A 17,037-nucleotide genomic window follows, 5' to 3' on the forward strand; every position below is an offset into this window, starting at 1 on the left:
AATCTTCACATCTTCACCGCCTTGCGCAAGCCCTCCCTCATCACTTCCAACGGGGCGGGGCCGGGAAACCAGTGCTCGAACGAGATCGCGCCCTGATGCAGCAGCAGCGTGAGCCCGTCCACCACCTTCGCACCGGCCTTCTTTGCGTCGGCGAGCAGCGGCGTCTCGCCATCGGCACGGTAAACCATGTCGAAAACCAGATGGCGCGCCTCGATGGATTCCGCAGGCAGCAGCTTCGCGTCGCCGGGCTTCATGCCGAGCGAGGTGGCGTTCACGATGAGGTCCACATTGGCAGCAGCCTTCGCAATTTCGTCATCGGTCAGGCCAAGAACCGTCACATCCATGCAGCGCCCCACCGCGCGAATCTCACGAGCCACGACTTCTGCTTTTTCAATCGAACGATTCGCCAGAACGAGCTTCCCGCATCTCGCCAGAGCGCTCTGCACCGCCACCGCACGGCCAGCGCCGCCGCCAGCACCGAGGATGAGCACGCGCAAGTCCGCCAGTTCGACGCCAAATGCCTCGCGAACACTCCGCAAAAACCCAGGTCCGTCGCTGTTGCGCCCCAGCAGCCGTCCATCACGAATCACCAGTGTGTTCACCGCCCCGAGCGCCGCGGCCAGCTCATCCACCTCGTCCACTTCAGAAAGCGCCTCGAACTTGTGCGGGATCGTGATGTTCACCCCGAGAAAGCCATGTTTCGCAAACTGACGGAATGCCTGCCCCACACTCCCCACCGGCACCTGCACGCGAATGTATTGCGCTCCGATGCCGCGCGCCGCCAGCGCCGGATTGTGCATCTGCGGGCTGCGGGAATGCCCGATCGGGTCGCCGATCACCGCCAGGCGCGCAGGCGGCGTGAAACGACCCGCCACCGTGTCCCAGTTCATCAATTCATCAAAGGTCAGAAAATCGCCCACGCTGCAGACATCGCGAAAGAATCCTCGCTGTCAAAACACCGCTCGCAATTTTCGCCTCGACATCTCGTTTCATCCGCGCTGCAATCGCAGTCGTTCCCCGACCATGAAACTACTCCTCCCCCTGCTCACGCTCGGCCTCACCGCCGTGCTTTTCCTCGCCCAGGCCGCTGATTCCGCCGTCAAACCGCTCCGTGTCCTCATCGTCGCTGGCGGCTGCTGCCATGAATATGACAAGCAGACCGTTGTGCTCAAAGAAGGCATCGAGGCGCGCCTCAACGCCATTGTGGACATCGCCTACAACCCTGACAAGAGCACCAAGGCCACTTTTGAAATCTACAAGGCCAAGGACTGGTCGAAGGACTTCGACGTCATCGTCCACGACGAATGCAGCGCCGACGTCACCGATCCCGCCTATGTCGGCGCCATCCTCGACGCCCACAAGGCCGGCAAGCCCGCCGTCAATCTCCACTGCGCCATGCACAGCTACCGCTGGGGTAATTTTCGCGAAGCCGTGAAGCCAGGCGCCGACAACGCAGGCTGGTATGAAATGCTCGGCCTGCAATCCACCGGCCATGGCCCGCAGCAGCCCATCGCCATCACCTTCACCGACAAAACACATCCCATCACCCAAGGGCTCGAAAACTGGACCACCATCAACGAGGAACTCTACAACAACATCCAGGTTCTCACCGGCAAGGCCATCGCTTCCGGCGTTCAGATCGTCCCGCCCAAGGCCAAGAAGGGCGAAACCCTTCCTCCCGACGCCAAGCCCACCGAGGCCACCGCCGTCGTCGCCTGGACCAACGAATACGGCCCGAACAAGACCAAAATCTTCTCCACCACCCTCGGCCACAACACCGCCACCGTAGCCGACGCTCGTTACCTCGACCTCGTCACCCGCGGCATCCTGTGGGTCACCGGCCACATCAATGAGAACGGCAAGGCCGAGCAGGGTTACGGCAAATAATCAGCGTGCTTCACGCTTTGGCTTGTCCCTTGGAATGCCCGGCAACAACACTGCCGGGCATTTTGCATTTTCCCATCCACATTCTTCGTTTGATTCGCACTCCGCCCATCATGCGTCCCCTCCTTTCTCTCCTTCTCGTTACAACACTCGCAACACGCGTCCAGGCCGACCCCGGCCACTCAGCTCACGGCGAAGCCTTCAACGAAGGCCCGCGCCAGGCCGCCGTGCTCATTCCCGGCTGCGGTGACGCGGTGAAGTTTCCCATCAGCTCGAAAAATCCCGACGCGCAAAAATTCTTCACCCAGGGCGTCGGCCAGCTTCACGGTTTCTGGTATTACGAGGCCGAGCGCAGTTTCCGCCAGGTCGCCGCGCTCGATCCCGACTGCGCCATGGCCTACTGGGGCATGAGCATGGCGAACGTGAACAACGAGAAGCGCGCCGCGGCCTTCATCAAGAAAGCCACGCCACTCAAGTCCAAGGCAACGCCGCGCGAGCAGAAGTGGATCGCCGTGCTCGAAAACCTCTACCGCGACAACGACAAGCGCGACAAAAAACAAAAGAGCCTCGACTGCATCAAGGACTTCGAGGCGCTCGTCCAAGACGATACAAAAGACATCGAGGCCAAGGCCTTCCTCGTCTGGCGCATCTGGTTCTCGCGTGAAGAAGCACCCATTTCCAGCCTCCAGGCCGTCGATGCCCTCATCGATCAAATCTTCGACGCACTCCCCAATCATCCCGCGCATCACTACCGCATCCATCTCTGGGATCAGAGCAAACCCATCCTAGCCCTCAAGTCTGACGCGCAGTGCGGCCAGTCCGCGCCCGGCATCGCCCACATGTGGCACATGCCCGGCCACACCTTTTCCAAGCTCAAGCGCTTCGATGACGCCGCCTGGCAGCAGGAGGCCAGCACCCGGGTCGATCACGCCTACATGATCCGCACCTTCATCCTGCCCGACCTAATCCACAACTACGCCCACAACGAAGAATGGCTCGTGCGCACCTACAACGAGCTCGGCCGTGCCAAGGACGCCATCGCCCTCGCCAAAAGCCTCATCGCCAATCCGCGTCATCCTTCCAACAACATGCTCGATAAATCCGGCACCTCCGCCAGCTACGGACGCACGCGCTTGATCGACACCCTCGCCAAATGGGAGTTGTGGGATGAATTGAAAGCCTTCACAGCCACGTCCGCAGGCCACCTCGCCCACGACATCACCCGCCTCCGCGCCGCAGGTCTCGCCGGCTATCAGCTCAATGATTCTGCGACGCTCACAGCGGCGATCAAAGACCTCGAAGCTCTCAAAACAGAGCAAAAACTCGTCAACATCGACACCAGCAAGCTCAAAACCCAAAAGTCCGAGGCATCCGACAAATCCGACCCCAAAAAGAAGAACGACAAGCCTGTCGAAAAACCCGACACCAAGGCCAAAAACAAAGCTCTGGCCGAATTGAAGGCGCTGGCAGCCCTGCTCGACTCAAAAGCGGCCAAAACCGAACAAATCAAGCTCCTCGACGCGCTCAAAGATTCCGATATTCCCAAGGAACGCCTTGCCCGTTGCTGGCTCAAACTCGGCGACAAAACCAAGGCGCTCGATCTCACCAAAAACATCACCCAGGACCTTGGCGGTCTCGCCGCAAAAACCGAAATCCTCCTTGCTTGCGGCAAATCCGACGACGCCAGGAAAACCTTCGAAGAAGTCCGCAAGCAGGCCTACGCGATGGATCGCGATCTTCCCGTCGCCAAACGCCTCGACACGCTTGCAAAAACCTTCGGCATCACCACCGACTGGCCCGCCGCCGCTCCCAAACGCACCGACAGCGGCATCCGCCCTGAGATCACCACGCTCGGCCCTGTCCACTGGCATCCGCCCGTCGCTCCCGTCTTCGAGGCGCTCACACTCGACAACTCCATCGTCAAAAGCAGCGACTTCACCGCGAAAAGGCCCACGCTCTTCATGTTCTACCTCGGCCACGAATGCGGCCACTGCGTCGAACAAATCCAGGCCTTCTCCAAGGCCGTCACCGACTTCGACCAGGCGGGTATCCAGCTCGTTGCCGTCACCAGCGAACCCACGCAAGTCGCCAAAAACATCCGCGCCAAGCTCAACCTCGGCAAAGACCAGCCCCTCCCCTTCCCCATCCTGTGCGACAGCAGCCTCGCGGCCTTCAAAAAAGTCCGCGCCTACGACGACTTCGAAAAAGACACCCTCCACGCCACCATCCTCATCGACCAGACAGGGCATCAACGCTGGCAGGACATCAGCTACACCCCGTTCACCGACGCAAAGTTCATCCTTGCCGAATCCCAACGCCTGCTCGCCATTCCCATCGAATCGGGCACTCCTTGAAATAGCTGTTTAGTTCTTCGCTGACAGCGCGCGCGCCAAAATCGCCCACTCACCCGACGTTTTCTAGGTCTGCGTGTTCCCACTTTGCCTCCGCCTTGTCGGCAAAGGTTTCGACGCGCATCATAGCTTCTGAGAACCATCTTTGGGAGCAATCGGTCCTCTCTGGAGACCTCATGACGCCCTGTGAAGGCTTCTGCGTCCGTGGCTACGATAAACATAGCGTCCTCATCGGCACCGGCAAAGTCCCAATAGGCAAGGCGCGCGCTCCTACAGCGGCCGCGCCTCATTCCACATTATCTGAGACAAACCGTTGAATATGCCCACCAAAAAGCCGCACAGGAACCCCACGAAATGAGCGGAAATGACCGGAATAAAAGGCTCATTCCCAGGCGCCACAAAAACGGTGCCTCCTGTCGTCAGTTCATACATCGTCTTAGCCAGGAAGCTTCCGCCCCCGAGAACGGCAAGCACTTGTGAAACGCCCCATAAATGGCCTGCAGTCGGTTGCCGCCACAAGGCCGCGACCAGGAGCCCCATGAGTGCCGTGTCCAAGCCCGACAGGCCTCGATATGACACAATGTGCGGTTGGTGGATCTGCACCTCTAACGGTATGAAAACAGCGGCTACGAGCAGGCAGGCGGCATAACGAGAGGGCATCAATCGCAAACAAAGCAGCGACAGCAGCCCAAAAGCAAACAGGTCCCAAGCCAGGTGATTCCATGACCAATGACTCAGGTGGGAGGTCAACCAAGTCCATCGTCCCCCTCCACATCTCTGCCATTGCAACATCTCCGGGATTCCGTGGATGCACTGCACTCCCAATGTCACCAAGGCCACACTCATGGCCAGCAGGATGCCCGCCAGCGGCGGGCATCCCTCATGGTTCGCGTTTTGATGTGCCTGCGTTTGCATCAGGCCTTCCCTTTTTTGGAACGGCCCGTCACACCCAGAGCCAGCGCTGCAAACAGAGCCATCGCCACGGCCGATAAAGGTGACAGGGCACCTCCTCCACCGCCCAAGCTGAATCCACTGCCACCACTATGAGAAGGCGCAGGTGATGGAGTGAAGGGCTGCTGAGCGCTGTCCACACGATAGCTCACTGGCTGCGGAGCTGACACACGCACAGCCTGCGCGGAGCGTTCCGTCGCAACACGTTGCTGATTGCGCCGCTCAATTCCCTGCTTGGCAAAAGCCTCGTCTCCCAGCACCAGCATGGATGTCTGGTCAGTCACAAGCTGATACTTCACACCGAGATCGGCAATTGCAGAGTCGGATTCACTTGCTGGCAGCACCCCTGTATTGGCACGCAGTTCGAATTGCTCGATCTGATCCATCGCCCACAGGCGTTCCAGTTCGGGATTCGCTTCGTCCTTCTCTGGGAAACGGAACTTCGTGCGGTAAACCTTGTCCTCGCCCGTCATGCGTGCCTTGAGCACCAGTTCCGCTTCGCCCGAGCCTTCATACTGACCAAACATCACCAACTGCTGCCCACGATAGATCTTGCCAGGCAGCAATCCGGTCGTGTTGAGCGTCTTCACACCTGTGATGCTCAATTCCGCATCGTGCAGGCATTCATGCAGCACCTTGCTCTTCGCCTGCAGTATCTGGCCGAGGATGTCGTCCGCATTCGAAACGCCTGCGTAAAAGCCGCCACTTGCATCGCACACTGTGCGCATCAGCGGCCAGTTCGCGCTGTTGCCGAGCAGAAATCCGAAGATGCGGATGTCGTGGCTTTTGGTCAGCTTATGAAAGGCCACAGGGTCCACAACACCCGTGTTGGTCACACCGTCCGTTACAAGGATCACACTGGTCGCACGGTCCGCGTCCAGATCCTTCATTGCAAGAGTCAGACCATCATAGAGGTTCGTGCTGCCACCAGGCTGCAAAGCTCCGATCTGTTTCAAGGACTCTCGCACATTCGCCTCTTCGGCCACTTTCCAGCCTTGTGTGAGATCCGAAGCCTTGGTGGAGAAAGTCACGATGCGGTAACGATCCCGCGGCTGCATCTTGCCCAAAACACGGCTCACTCCATCAGTAAGCACGCGCAGCTTTGTTTGCATGCTGCCAGAGGTATCCAGGACGAACACATAATCCGCCCCTCCTGAGAGCGGCTTGAGATCCAGTCCCGGCGTCACCACCATCATGAAAGTACCCGGTCCAGATTCGCCTTTGCGGAAGGGGATCAGCTCCACGCGCCCAGGGAGGTCATCCGCCAGGCGATAGTAGAGAACCAGATCACCGGTGAGTGAATGATCCTTCTTTTCAACCCTCACCTTATAGTGACCGTCTGCCAGCTTGTCCGTCACCGTCTCCTTCTCAAAGCCCGGGACCCTAATATTGGCAACCGGCCAGGCTGACTTCAATTCGAACGCTGCTGAAAATGTACCCTCCACTTTCGAGTTCACCGGATTCCAGAAGCTAGAAGCCACCTCGTCAGTGCCACCCTCTTCCAGCGGATACACAAAGCGGCCAACACCGGTGTCCACTTCCAGCGGTTGGTAGTACACGATCCGCAACTGCGTCTCGCTCTTGGCTCGTACCGGATGCACTTGGAAGTCAAAGGACTGATAACCGTTCTTGGTCGCCAAACCCGCGTCTTTGCCCGCATACTTCTCGTTCTCGTAAATCGTCTTCGCCTTTTCCTTCTCCACGACCTCCCCGTGGATCTCGCGCTCGCCCAGCAACATCGTCACTTCCGAAAGACTGGCACTCTTCGGCAATGGGAAGCGATACACAGCCTCCAGGTCCTTGTCGTTTGGATTGAAAAACGTCTGTGTCACCTCTGAGCGGGCGAAGCCATTGTTCAGCGTCACCTCCAGATGGTGATCTCGTATCTGGATGGGTTGATCCGGCGCACCCTTGGGGCTGAGCGTTCCCGCGCCGTCAACTGAGGCCACTAGCCCTAGGGCAAGGCCAAGTGTGGTGAAAATGCGCTGCTTGGAGCGCGAGGAAGCGGCACCACGCGTGCGGTGAGCCGATGTTATCGATGTGTGTGTCTGTGCTTTCATAGCACGGCGACACTCCTTCCCCCGTCTTCTGGCGGGTAATTCATAAAACATTTTGTGCGATTGAGTCACTCAATAAGCACAAGCCGCCCACTATCGAACAAGCGATTGGCGAAAGTATGATGTTTGCTCAATCCATACCCAAGGACTTCACCAAGAACGCCCACTCGTCCGCAACCTTTTCGATCATCTTGTTCAGCGCCGTGCCGGCGCCATGTCCGGCGCTCGTTTCGATGCGGATCAAGGTCGGTGGGCCGTCCTTGGCCTGGCATTCCTGAAGCCGAGCGGCGAATTTGAAGCTGTGCGCAGGCACCACACGGTCGTCGTGGTCGCTGGTGGTCACGAGAGTGGCCGGGTAACGTGTTCCGGCCTTCAGATTGTGATAAGGCGAGTATTTCAGCAGCGCGTTAAACTCGGCTTTGTTCTCCACGCTGCCGTAGTCGCTCTTCCATCCCCAGCCGATGGTGAATTTCTCGAAGCGCAACATGTCCAGCACGCCCACGGCGGGCAAAGCGGCCGCGTATAGGTCCGGACGCTGCGTCGTGCATGCGCCGACGAGCAAACCGCCGTTGCTGCCGCCCTGGATGGCCAGTTTTTCGCGTGAGGTGTATTTGTTCGCGATCAGCCACTCTGCGGCGGCGATGAAGTCATCGAACACGTTCTGCTTGCCGAGCTTGATGCCTGCTTGGTGCCATTCGCGGCCGTATTCGCCACCACCGCGCAGGTTTGGCATCGCGAAGATGCCACCCATTTCCAGCCACACCGCTCGCGAGACCGAGAAGGCGGGCACCATGTTGATGTTGAAGCCGCCGTAGCCGTAAAGCAGCGTTGGCGTCGTGCCGTCGAGTTTGAGGCCTTTTTTGTGCACGATGAACATGGGCACCTTCGTGCCGTCCTTGCTCGGGTAGAAGATTTGCTTCGTCTCAAAGGCCGCACCGTCGAATTTCACCTCCGGTTTGCGCCACAGCGTGCTCTCCCCGCTTTTCAGATCCATGCGATAAATCGCGCCGGGCTCGGTGAAGCCGGTGAAGGTGTAAAACGTGCTCGTGTCGGTGCGGTGGCCGCCGAATCCGCCTGCGGAGCCGATGCCGGGCAGTTTCACGTCGCGCAGCAGCTTGCCGCTGAGGTCGAAACACTTCACCTCCGTCTTCGCATCGCGCAGATACTGGCAGCACATCTGCCCGCCGACCGTGCTGACCTCCTCCAGCAGCACTTTTGGCACTTCAGGCACGACGATTCGCCAGTTCTTGCGCTCCGGCTTCCGCGTGTCGATGGCGATGACCTGGAAACACGGCGCGTTCAAATCCGTGCGAAAGTAGAAAACGGGCCCGTCGTTGTCGATGAACTCATAGCGCGCGTCGTAGTCGTTGAGCAACTCGACCACCGGCGCATCTGCGGCCGCTTTTTTGTAAAACAGTCGATTCTTCGGCTCCGTGCCCAGCCAGACGGAGATGATGACGTACTCGCCATCTTCGGTCACATGGCCGCCAAAGCCCCATTTCGGCTCGTCCTTGCGCTCATAGACGATTTTGTCGTCACTTTGCGCCGTGCCGAGCTTGTGGAAGCACAGTTTGTGAAATTCGTTCTTCGCCGTCAACGCCGCGCCAGCCTTCGGTTCGTCATAGCGCGAGTAAAAGAAGCCGCTGCCGTCCTTCAGCCACGACACGCCGCTGAATTTCACCCAGCGCACAACGTCGTCCAAATCGCGGCCGCTGGCGATGTCGCGCACGCGGATCGTCGTCCAGTCGCTTCCAGCCTCCGACACGCCGTAGGCGAGCAGTTTGCCATCTTCACTCGGCTCGTAATCGCTCAGCGACGTCGTGCCATCCTTCGACATCGCATTCGGATCGAGCAAAACAGCCGCCTTGGCCTCCAGCGACTCGGCCGTCATCAGCACCGACTGGTTTTGCAGCCCGGAGTTGTAGGAATAGAACCACCGTCCGCCACGCTCGAAGGGCATGCCCACGCGTTCATAGTTCCACAACTCCTGCAGCCGCTTCTGGATCGCCTCGCGCCGCGGCAGCTTCTTCAAGTAACCAAACGTCACCTCGTTCTGCGCCTTCACCCACGCCTTCGTTTCCTCGAAGTTGTCATCTTCCAGCCAGCGATACGGATCAGCGATCTTCACGCCATGAAGCGTGTCCACGACGTTTTCCTTGCGGGTTTGCGGGTAGGTTACGGTTTCGGCGGAGAGAGAGGAGGCGGTCAGCATGAGCAAAAAGGCGGCGCGCATGTCTCATGCTGGCCGGTTCGCCACAGTTTGCACTTTCCATTTTTCGATTCCCCCTCTTCTATCGACCACAGGTTCTTTTCACACTCTATGATTTCCCCAGACCAATACGAAAAGCTCGGCAGCTTCTACCTCGGCCGCGAATACGATCTCGAAGCCAAGGCGATCAAAGACGACCTCGTGCTCTACGATTCGAAGGACCTCGTCACGCACGGCGTGGTGCTGGGCATGACCGGCAGCGGCAAGACGGGCCTTTGCCTCGGCTTGCTCGAAGAAGCGGCCATTGATGGCGTGCCCGTCATCGCCATCGATCCGAAGGGCGACATCGGCAATGCGCTGCTCACCTTCCCAAACCTCGATGCGAAGCAGTTTCGGCCTTGGATCAATGAGGATGAAGCACGGCGTAAAGGGCAGTCGCCGGATGAATATGCAGAGTCGCAGGCTGCGACCTGGCAAAAGGGTCTCGGTGACTGGGGACAGAGCGCAGATCGCATCAAAACGCTGCGCGAGATGGTCGATATGGCCATCTACACGCCCGGCAGCAATGCGGGGCTGCCTGTATCCATATTGAGCTCGCTCAATTGTCCGCCCGAGGAGGTCATGGATGATGCGGAGGCGCTCGCGGATCGCATCGAGAGCACCGTTTCATCCATGCTCGGCCTCATGGGGATCGAGGCGGACCCGGTGCAATCGCCGGAGCACATCCTGCTGAGCAACATCGTCGCGCATTGCTGGAAGAAGGGCCAAAACCTCACGCTTGAAAACCTCGTGCGGCACATCCAGCAGCCGCCGATCCGCAAAATCGGTGTCGTCGATCTCGAATCGTTCTTCCCGGAGGCGAAACGCACGCCGCTGGCGATGAAGCTGAACAACTTGCTGGCTTCGCCGGGCTTCAGCACGTGGCTGGAGGGCGAACCGCTCGGCATCCAGCGCATGTATTACACGAAGGAAGGGAAGCCTCGCGTCACCATTTTCTGCATCGCACATCTCAGCGACACGGAGCGCATGTTCTTCGTCTCGCTGCTCTTGAATCAACTCCTCGGCTGGATGCGCACGCAGCAGGGCACCACCTCGCTCCGCGCCATCTTCTACATGGACGAGATCTTCGGCTACCTGCCGCCCACGGCCATGCCGCCATCGAAAAAGCCGATGATGATCCTGCTCAAGCAGGCGCGTGCTTTCGGTCTCGGCATCCTTTTGGCCACGCAAAACCCCGCCGACCTCGATTACAAGGCGCTGGCGAACATCGGCACCTGGTGGCTCGGCCGTTTGCAGACGGAGCGCGACAAGATGCGCGTGCTCGATGGCCTCGAAGGCGCGGCGAACACCGCTGGTGGCAAATTTGACCGTCAACTCATGGAGCAGACGCTCGCGGGGCTCGGTGCTCGCGTTTTCCTCATGAACAACGTGCATGAAGATGCGCCCGTCGTTTTCCATGTGCGCTGGATTTTGAGTTACCTGAGCGGCCCGCTCGCTCGCAATCAGATCAAAGCTCTCATGGACCCCATCCGGCCCGCGAAGGAGGAAAAGGCCGCGGCGGAAGACGATGGTTTCGCACCTCCCGGCGCGGGCACTTCCTCCGCCGATCGCAACACCACGCGTCCGAAGCTCCCCGAGGACACCACCGAGCTATTCCAGCCCAGCGACGAAGATGGAGAGAGCATCACCTACACGCCCTGCATCGTGCGCAGCGCCGTGGTGGTCTTTGACGATGCGAAACGCAAGATCAGCGGCAAGAGCGTCATCACCAAGGTCAACGTGATCGACATCGAGAAGCAAAAAGTGCTCTGGGACAAGTTCGTGGACATCCCGGAGAACGACAACCTCTCCAAATATGACAGCGATCCCAAAGAAAACGCCGCGTATGCCGATCTGCCCGGCCCCGCGCTGAAATCGAGCACCTATACCAGCATCAAAAAAGACTTTGCCGACTGGGTTTACGCCAATCACAGCCTCGAAGTCTATTTCAGCCCGCTTTTGGAGGCCTACTCAAACCCCGGCGAGAAGCAGGACGAGTTCAAAGCCCGCGTCACCCAAACCGCTCGCGAACAGCGAGATGCCGCCATCGAAGAACTCCGCGCCAAGACCGCCAAGACGATGAAGTCCCTTCAAGACAAGGCTGAGAAGGCATCAGCCAAGATTGATGCCCAAAAAGCCCAGTCCACCAGCGCCAAGCTGAGCACCGCCGCGCAGATCGGCGGCAGCCTGCTCGGTATGTTGATGGGCCGCAAAACGAGCGTGGTGAAAGCCAGCACCATTAGCAGCGCCTCCCGCGTTTGGAAAGAAGGCCAGGACGTGAAAGCCGCGGAAGACGAGCTAGAGTCGATCAAAGCGGACATCACCGCGCTGGAGCAGCAAGTAGCCGACGAAACGCAGAAAATCCGCGATCAATACGATCCCGCCACGCTCACGCTGGAAACCTTCAAGCTCACCCCGATGAAGAAGAACATCCAGGTGACAGCAACTGGGATTTTGTGGCTGGCGAAATCGTGATCAATACACGTCGCGGCGATACCGCTTCGCATCCTTCATCGCTTGAGCGTAGGCGGCGGCTTCCTCTGGGGATTTGCCCCCTTCTTTCTCGATGATGGCGTGCAGCGCCTTGTCCACGTCGGTAGCCATGCGAGAGGCGTCGCCACAAACGTAGAAAATCGCGCCCTGTTCTAGCCATGCCCAGAACTCAGCGCTGTTTTCGAGCATCTTGTGCTGCACGTAGATCTTTTCAGCCTGATCACGACTCCAGGCGGTGCTGAGCTTGGTCAGCGTTCCATCCGCGAGATAGGCCTCGAACTCATCTTTGTAGAAGAAGCAGGATGTGGCGCTGACTTCACCGAAGAACAACCACGCCTTGCCTTTGGCGTTCGTGGCTTTGCGTTCTTCCAGGAAAGCACGGAAGGGCGCGATGCCGGTGCCGGGACCGCACATGATGATGGGAGTTTCCTCCTGCGGCTCGGGCAGGCGGAAACCTTTGCCGTGATTCACAAAGCACGGAATCAGCGTTTCGTTCGGCTTCACACGCTCGGCGAGGAATGTCGAGGCCACACCGCCACGCGAACGACCATGGCTGGTGTAGCGCACGGTGGCGACGGTGAGATGCACCTCATCCGGATGCGCCTTCTGGCTGCTGCTGATCGAGTAGAGGCGGATGTTGAGCTTCTTCTGCGTGGCGATAAACTCCTCCGGCGTGAACTTCGCCGCCGGGTTTTCAAGCAGCAGGTCGATGACAAAGCGGCCCCAGAGGTAATTCTTGAGCTCTTCCTTTTTCTCCGGCTGCGAAAGCTCGGCGAGGGGTGTATTGCCCCCGGTTTTTTCGACGATGGCCTTGATGAGCTTGTTGTCGATCTCGGTGATCAGCGCACCTTCGATCAACGCCTGGCGAATCGGCACTTCCGCCTGCGTCTTTGGATGTTTCACAATCTCATCACCGGAAAAACCGAGCGCTTTGACCGTGTCCTCGACCAGCACCGGATCGTTCGTGGGCTGCACCGCCAGCGAATCGCCCGGCGTGTATTCAAGGCCACTGCCCGCGAGGTCGATCTCGTAATGCGCGGTGTGTTTCGGAGCGCCCGGGCCGGAAAGGTCGAACATGCGCTTCACTTTCGCGATACAGGGGTTCTTGACGTTGTAAACGGGCTTTCCGGTGTCTGTGGTGCTCATGATGATTGGCGAAGTGAATACGCACGAGACTAGGGACAGCGGTTTGAAAAGTCAAACCGGCCCTCCATCATGCCGCGAGAATCAGCATCGCCCTGGCGCCGGGTCCGCTTTCAAGATTTGTGAGCTCCACGCTGCCGCCATGCAGTTCGGCGACTTCTTTGACAAAGCACAGTCCCAGTCCGGTGCTTTTCTTGCCGGTATCCGGACGCGGAAGCGAATAGAAACGCTCGAACACACGTTGACGCGCATAATCAGGAATCCCCGGCCCGCGATCTTCGACTTCGATGACGACTTTCAAATCAAAACGGTAACAGCGAACAGTGATGGCGCTCCCCTTCGGTGCGAAGTCGATGGCGTTTTGGATGAGATTGCCCACGGCCAGCTCGATGAGCCAGGAATCACCCTGGACGACCAGATCATCCGCGACCTCACGCTTCAAAGAGACCTCACGCGACGCGGCAACCAACGCGTGGTGATCCCAAGCGCGGTCGATGGCCGCAACCAGATCGACCGGCTCACGCTTTTCGAGTTTCTTCTGCTTTTCGAGCGCTGCGAGATGCAGGAGGCGCTCGAGCAGATCGCGGAGGCGGCCGGCTTCGGCGCGGATGTTTTGCAGGAAACGGGCTCGTTTTGGCTCCGGCACATCGCCCTGGAGGATTTCACTGGCACCCAGAATCGCGGCAACAGGGCTTTTCAGCTCATGCGTGAGGCTTTGGACGTAGTGCTCGACATATTCGCGGCCTTCGAGTGAGTCCCGCATCGATTCGAGGGCCGAAGCGAGCATTTTCATCTGATGGCCGGGCATGTGGGGCGCAGTAGAGCGTTCCCCGCGGCTCACGGCGAGCGCATGCTGCGCCAGCACATCGAGCGGACGCGTGGCCCACCGTGCGGCCAGGTAAATGCCGAGCAGCATGAGCACGACGGTTGTGATGATGGACAGCCGCAGCCAGCGCTCGGTCTCCCAGACAAAGGCAAGGACACCACGCTGCGGCTTGGCGACGCTGATCATGCCAATCGTCCGGCCATCCCGCCGGATCGGTGCACCGACATACATGACGACCGAGAGCGGATCGTATTCGCTCGTGCGTGAGGAGCGCGCGCCGTATTCACCCATGAGCGTGAGATGCACGTCGCGGTGATTGGAGATTGTGCCGGGCGTTTCGATGCCGGCGGAGTCGAACAGGACGCGTCCCTGGGCGTCGGTGACATAGACCTGCATGTCCACGCGGCTTTTGTTAAGGTTGTAAATGCGAGCGTTGAGCTGTCGCTGCTGGGCGGCTCGGATGGCCTTCTCCACCTTCTGCGGATCGAGGATGCCGTCTTTGGCGTCTGCGCCGATGACCTCGGCCAGAATATTCGCCACATCGACCATCGGCTCCTCGACGGCCTCGAAGTATTGCCGCTCCACGCGACGAACAAGCTGGGAAAACAAAACCGTGAGCCCAGCGCTGGCCACGAGCGCAAAGCCGAGAAGAAAGCGCGCGGTCAGGCTCATGCGGCGGGCCAGGTTTCGAGCAGAGAGTAGCCCATGCCTCGATGGGTGACGATAGGATCAATACCCTCCCGCACGCCGCGCATGCGAGCGCGCAGGGTTTTGATGTGTGTGTCCACAGTGCGCTCCATGGAGGCGTCCGGTTCCTCCGAGGCATGATCCATGAGTTGCTCGCGGCTGAAGACACGTCCCGGATGCGCAGCGAAGGCCTTCAGCATGCGAAACTCGTAGCGCGAAAGGTTAAGCGCCGTGCCAAAGTAAACCGCCTGGCAGCGCACATCGTCGATCAAGAGCGGAATGGAGGCGTCGTGGCCGTTCGGCGGCAGCGGGGTGGCGGAAACACGCCGCAGTATGGCGCGCACGCGAGCGACAAGCTCGCGGGGGCTGAAGGGCTTCACGACGTAGTCATCTCCGCCGATTTCCAGCCCCACCACACGATCCACCTCGCTGGAGCGTGCGGTGAGAAAGAGAATCGGCAGGGACTGTGTTTTGCGGATCGCTTTGCAGACCTCGAACCCTGTCATGTCAGGCAGTCCGACATCGAGGATGATGAGACCGAAGGTCTGCGACTTCATCTGCTCCATCGCTTCGTGACCGGTGGCGACGGTCACCACCGTGAATCCGTCGGCCTCGAGGGCATAGACCACGTTTTCACAGATGGAGGGTTCGTCTTCGACAACGAGAATTTTGGAAGCCATGTTTGGTCAGGCGAATTTTTGAACCGCTAGTATGACGCTGACAAGACGCTAATTCAGAATCTCATTTATTAGCGTCAAATCAGCGCCTCATCAGCGGTTAAAATATTGGATTCACGCCAGTCGGGGCGAAACCGCACCAAGCTTCTGGCTCCAGTCCACCTTGGCGGTCAGGGCCATCAGAACGCCGAGGGTAACGATGCCACCGATGGTGAGCGTGAGGCCAGTGAGGCCCTTGAAAAAGAAGCTGTAGCTGAAGAGCACCATGTAGGCGGTTTGAGCGACAACGGCGACGCGAAACAGGAACTCGCCTGCCGCAGAGCGCAGGTAGCCGCAAACGAGCAGCAGAGAAGCGAGCGCGGCGATGACGAAGCTCAGATGCACCGGGACGACATCGAGCATGTAGGAGAACAGCAGCGGGAAGGCGAAGAATCCGGCCGCGAGGAAGAAGTAGTTCACCGGATGAAGCGGAATGCCACGCGAGATGGCGGTGATTACGACCACCATGAAGAACAGCAGCAGCGAAAGCGGCGCATAAAACGAGATCTGCGATGCCACGGGGCCGGCATTCAGTTCACGCGGCATTTCCATGCCGATGCCGGGGGCGGAAATCGCGTCCTCGTATTTCCAGACGAGTTGCATCCCTTCCCCGGCCGGTTTGCGGTCGGTGGGAGAGCTGACGGTGAAGTTCACATCGCTGAAGTCGGTGTTCATGGTCAGCGTGAAGTCGCGGATGCGGCTGGCGTCGGCAAAGGCGTAACGCCACTGGTCCATGCCACGGCATTCGTAGCTCAGGATGACGGGAATGCTTTCGCCGGGAGCGAGTTGCACGCTATCGGTGATGACGCCCTGCTCAGGGGCGGCGACGGAACGGCGGGCTTTCTCGCCAGCGCCGAGGGTGAAGTTGATCTTGTCGAGCAGCGTGTTGCCGGAGGGCAGCTCGATGTCGATGTCCAGGGTCTGGGTGATGGCGGTCGTGTTGGTGAAGGTGTAGGAGCCTTCAAACTGCACGCCGTAAGTGCGGTGCCACAGCAGGCCCATTTTGACTGGCTGGTAGGCCAGCCTGACCTGAATGTCACTCTTCGCGGGCTGCAGCATCACTTTGGAGCCGCTGGACGACGTGTAGCGTGCGGAGGGATGCTTTTGCAACAGAGGCGGCCCCCAACGGCCGCTGACACTGTCACCGGTCTGATACGAGACATGATGGGTGCGGTGCATGATGACTCCGCCGAGAAACCACCAGCCGATGCTGGTGCAGACGAAGATGACGGCGATGGCGATGAGATGGGTGAGTTTCATAAAGTTCCAGGTTTCAAGTTTAAAGTTTTTGTCTTCATGGATTCTCCAGCGTGCTGAAATCGAGAGAGAGCACAACATACACAAGCCAGACCAGCCAGACGCCGCAGAAGATGCTGGCCACCGCCGCAAGCCCCCGGTGAAAATCAAAGCGCGTGCCGCGTGTGGCCCACAAAAAGAGACAGCCTCCCGGCAGGCACGTCAGAACGGCGATGAACTGCGAAAGGTGCAGGAATGTCTCGCGCCATCCAAGGGACTCAAATATGAAGATGGCAGGGATGCAGGCCAGCGCATAGAGCCCTGCCGCCACGAACATGCGCCTCGCCGCCCTGATCGTGATGGATTCCTGTTTTGAACGGTCAATAGATGGCGGGGGTGTCGATTGGGAGTGTTCCATGGTGTGTTATTGTTTATTCTTCGATCT

Annotated in this window: 12 protein-coding genes; 3 read left to right on the forward strand and 9 right to left on the reverse strand. The window is 59.1% G+C overall.

The annotated features are described in order from the left end of the window. Positions 1 to 5: 5 nt before the first annotated feature. Positions 6 to 890 (reverse strand): shikimate dehydrogenase, encoded by an 885-nt coding sequence (gene aroE, locus ACILSE_RS17260; RefSeq protein WP_395718665.1) that lies wholly within the window; start codon positions 888 to 890, stop codon positions 6 to 8. A gap of 133 nt (positions 891 to 1,023) precedes the next feature. Here aroE and ACILSE_RS17265 point away from each other — a divergent pair, with 133 nt between their 5' ends. Together ACILSE_RS17265 and ACILSE_RS17270 are read left to right on the forward strand one after the other, a co-directional pair. Next, the gene (locus tag ACILSE_RS17265) at positions 1,024 to 1,887 is read left to right on the forward strand and encodes a ThuA domain-containing protein (RefSeq protein ID WP_395718666.1); all 864 of its coding nucleotides are present in this window, start codon (positions 1,024 to 1,026) and stop codon (positions 1,885 to 1,887) included. A 110-nt stretch (positions 1,888 to 1,997) separates the two neighbouring features. Further along, on the forward strand, positions 1,998 to 4,238 hold the full coding sequence (locus ACILSE_RS17270; protein ID WP_395718667.1) for a peroxiredoxin family protein: 2,241 nt from the start codon (positions 1,998 to 2,000) through the stop codon (positions 4,236 to 4,238). Between the two features lie 267 nt (positions 4,239 to 4,505). On the opposite strand, the gene ACILSE_RS17275 is transcribed toward ACILSE_RS17270, so the two are convergent. The 3 genes from ACILSE_RS17275 to ACILSE_RS17285 form a co-directional block, all read right to left on the reverse strand. After that, complete coding sequence (locus ACILSE_RS17275; RefSeq protein WP_395718668.1) at positions 4,506 to 5,150, reverse strand: hypothetical protein; 645 nt, start codon at positions 5,148 to 5,150, stop codon at positions 4,506 to 4,508. Further along, positions 5,150 to 7,246 (reverse strand): VIT and VWA domain-containing protein, encoded by a 2,097-nt coding sequence (locus ACILSE_RS17280; protein WP_395718669.1) that lies wholly within the window; start codon positions 7,244 to 7,246, stop codon positions 5,150 to 5,152. Before ACILSE_RS17280 ends, ACILSE_RS17275 begins: the two co-directional genes overlap by 1 nt. 127 nt (positions 7,247 to 7,373) lie before the next feature. Further along, complete coding sequence (locus ACILSE_RS17285; RefSeq protein ID WP_395718670.1) at positions 7,374 to 9,476, reverse strand: prolyl oligopeptidase family protein; 2,103 nt, start codon at positions 9,474 to 9,476, stop codon at positions 7,374 to 7,376. An 87-nt stretch (positions 9,477 to 9,563) separates the two neighbouring features. On the opposite strand from ACILSE_RS17285, the gene ACILSE_RS17290 reads away from it, so the two are divergent. After that, a complete protein-coding gene (locus ACILSE_RS17290; protein WP_395718671.1) occupies positions 9,564 to 11,966 on the forward strand; it encodes a helicase HerA domain-containing protein in 2,403 nt (800 codons plus the stop codon). On the opposite strand, the gene ACILSE_RS17295 is transcribed toward ACILSE_RS17290, so the two are convergent. The 5 genes from ACILSE_RS17295 to ACILSE_RS17315 all read right to left on the reverse strand — a co-directional run bounded on the left by ACILSE_RS17295 (position 11,967) and on the right by ACILSE_RS17315 (position 17,010). Further along, on the reverse strand, positions 11,967 to 13,130 hold the full coding sequence (locus ACILSE_RS17295; RefSeq protein WP_395718672.1) for a sulfite reductase flavoprotein subunit alpha: 1,164 nt from the start codon (positions 13,128 to 13,130) through the stop codon (positions 11,967 to 11,969). It lies immediately after the preceding gene. Positions 13,131 to 13,197: 67 nt separating this feature from the next. Then, positions 13,198 to 14,625: a two-component system sensor histidine kinase CreC gene (creC, locus tag ACILSE_RS17300; RefSeq protein WP_395718673.1), complete on the reverse strand. Its 1,428-nt coding sequence runs from the start codon at positions 14,623 to 14,625 to the stop codon at positions 13,198 to 13,200. Further along, complete coding sequence (creB, locus tag ACILSE_RS17305; protein ID WP_395718674.1) at positions 14,622 to 15,320, reverse strand: two-component system response regulator CreB; 699 nt, start codon at positions 15,318 to 15,320, stop codon at positions 14,622 to 14,624. The genes creC and creB overlap by 4 nt, the downstream gene beginning before the upstream one ends. Before the next feature lie 111 nt (positions 15,321 to 15,431). Beyond that, positions 15,432 to 16,616, reverse strand: coding sequence for an inner membrane CreD family protein (locus ACILSE_RS17310; protein WP_395718675.1), 1,185 nt, complete (start codon positions 16,614 to 16,616; stop codon positions 15,432 to 15,434). Positions 16,617 to 16,650: 34 nt separating this feature from the next. Continuing rightward, positions 16,651 to 17,010 carry a hypothetical protein gene (locus tag ACILSE_RS17315; protein ID WP_395718676.1) on the reverse strand — a complete coding sequence of 120 codons (360 nt, stop codon included), beginning with the start codon at positions 17,008 to 17,010 and terminating at the stop codon, positions 16,651 to 16,653. Positions 17,011 to 17,037 lie beyond the last annotated feature (27 nt).

It is taken from the genome of Prosthecobacter sp. (genome assembly GCF_044236155.1).
Lineage (GTDB): Bacteria > Verrucomicrobiota > Verrucomicrobiia > Verrucomicrobiales > Verrucomicrobiaceae > Prosthecobacter.

Bases quoted from the DNA above. Each gene is read 5' to 3' on its own strand.
- aroE (WP_395718665.1), bottom strand. From the start codon at position 890: ATGAACTGGGACACGGTGGCGGGTCGTTTCACGCCGCCTGCGCGCCTG.
- ACILSE_RS17265 (WP_395718666.1), top strand. From the start codon at position 1,024: ATGAAACTACTCCTCCCCCTGCTCACGCTCGGCCTCACCGCCGTGCTT.
- ACILSE_RS17270 (WP_395718667.1), top strand. From the start codon at position 1,998: ATGCGTCCCCTCCTTTCTCTCCTTCTCGTTACAACACTCGCAACACGC.
- ACILSE_RS17275 (WP_395718668.1), bottom strand. From the start codon at position 5,150: ATGCAAACGCAGGCACATCAAAACGCGAACCATGAGGGATGCCCGCCG.
- ACILSE_RS17280 (WP_395718669.1), bottom strand. From the start codon at position 7,246: ATGAAAGCACAGACACACACATCGATAACATCGGCTCACCGCACGCGT.
- ACILSE_RS17285 (WP_395718670.1), bottom strand. From the start codon at position 9,476: ATGCGCGCCGCCTTTTTGCTCATGCTGACCGCCTCCTCTCTCTCCGCC.
- ACILSE_RS17290 (WP_395718671.1), top strand. From the start codon at position 9,564: ATGATTTCCCCAGACCAATACGAAAAGCTCGGCAGCTTCTACCTCGGC.
- ACILSE_RS17295 (WP_395718672.1), bottom strand. From the start codon at position 13,130: ATGAGCACCACAGACACCGGAAAGCCCGTTTACAACGTCAAGAACCCC.
- creC (WP_395718673.1), bottom strand. From the start codon at position 14,625: ATGAGCCTGACCGCGCGCTTTCTTCTCGGCTTTGCGCTCGTGGCCAGC.
- creB (WP_395718674.1), bottom strand. From the start codon at position 15,320: ATGGCTTCCAAAATTCTCGTTGTCGAAGACGAACCCTCCATCTGTGAA.
- ACILSE_RS17310 (WP_395718675.1), bottom strand. From the start codon at position 16,616: ATGAAACTCACCCATCTCATCGCCATCGCCGTCATCTTCGTCTGCACC.
- ACILSE_RS17315 (WP_395718676.1), bottom strand. From the start codon at position 17,010: ATGGAACACTCCCAATCGACACCCCCGCCATCTATTGACCGTTCAAAA.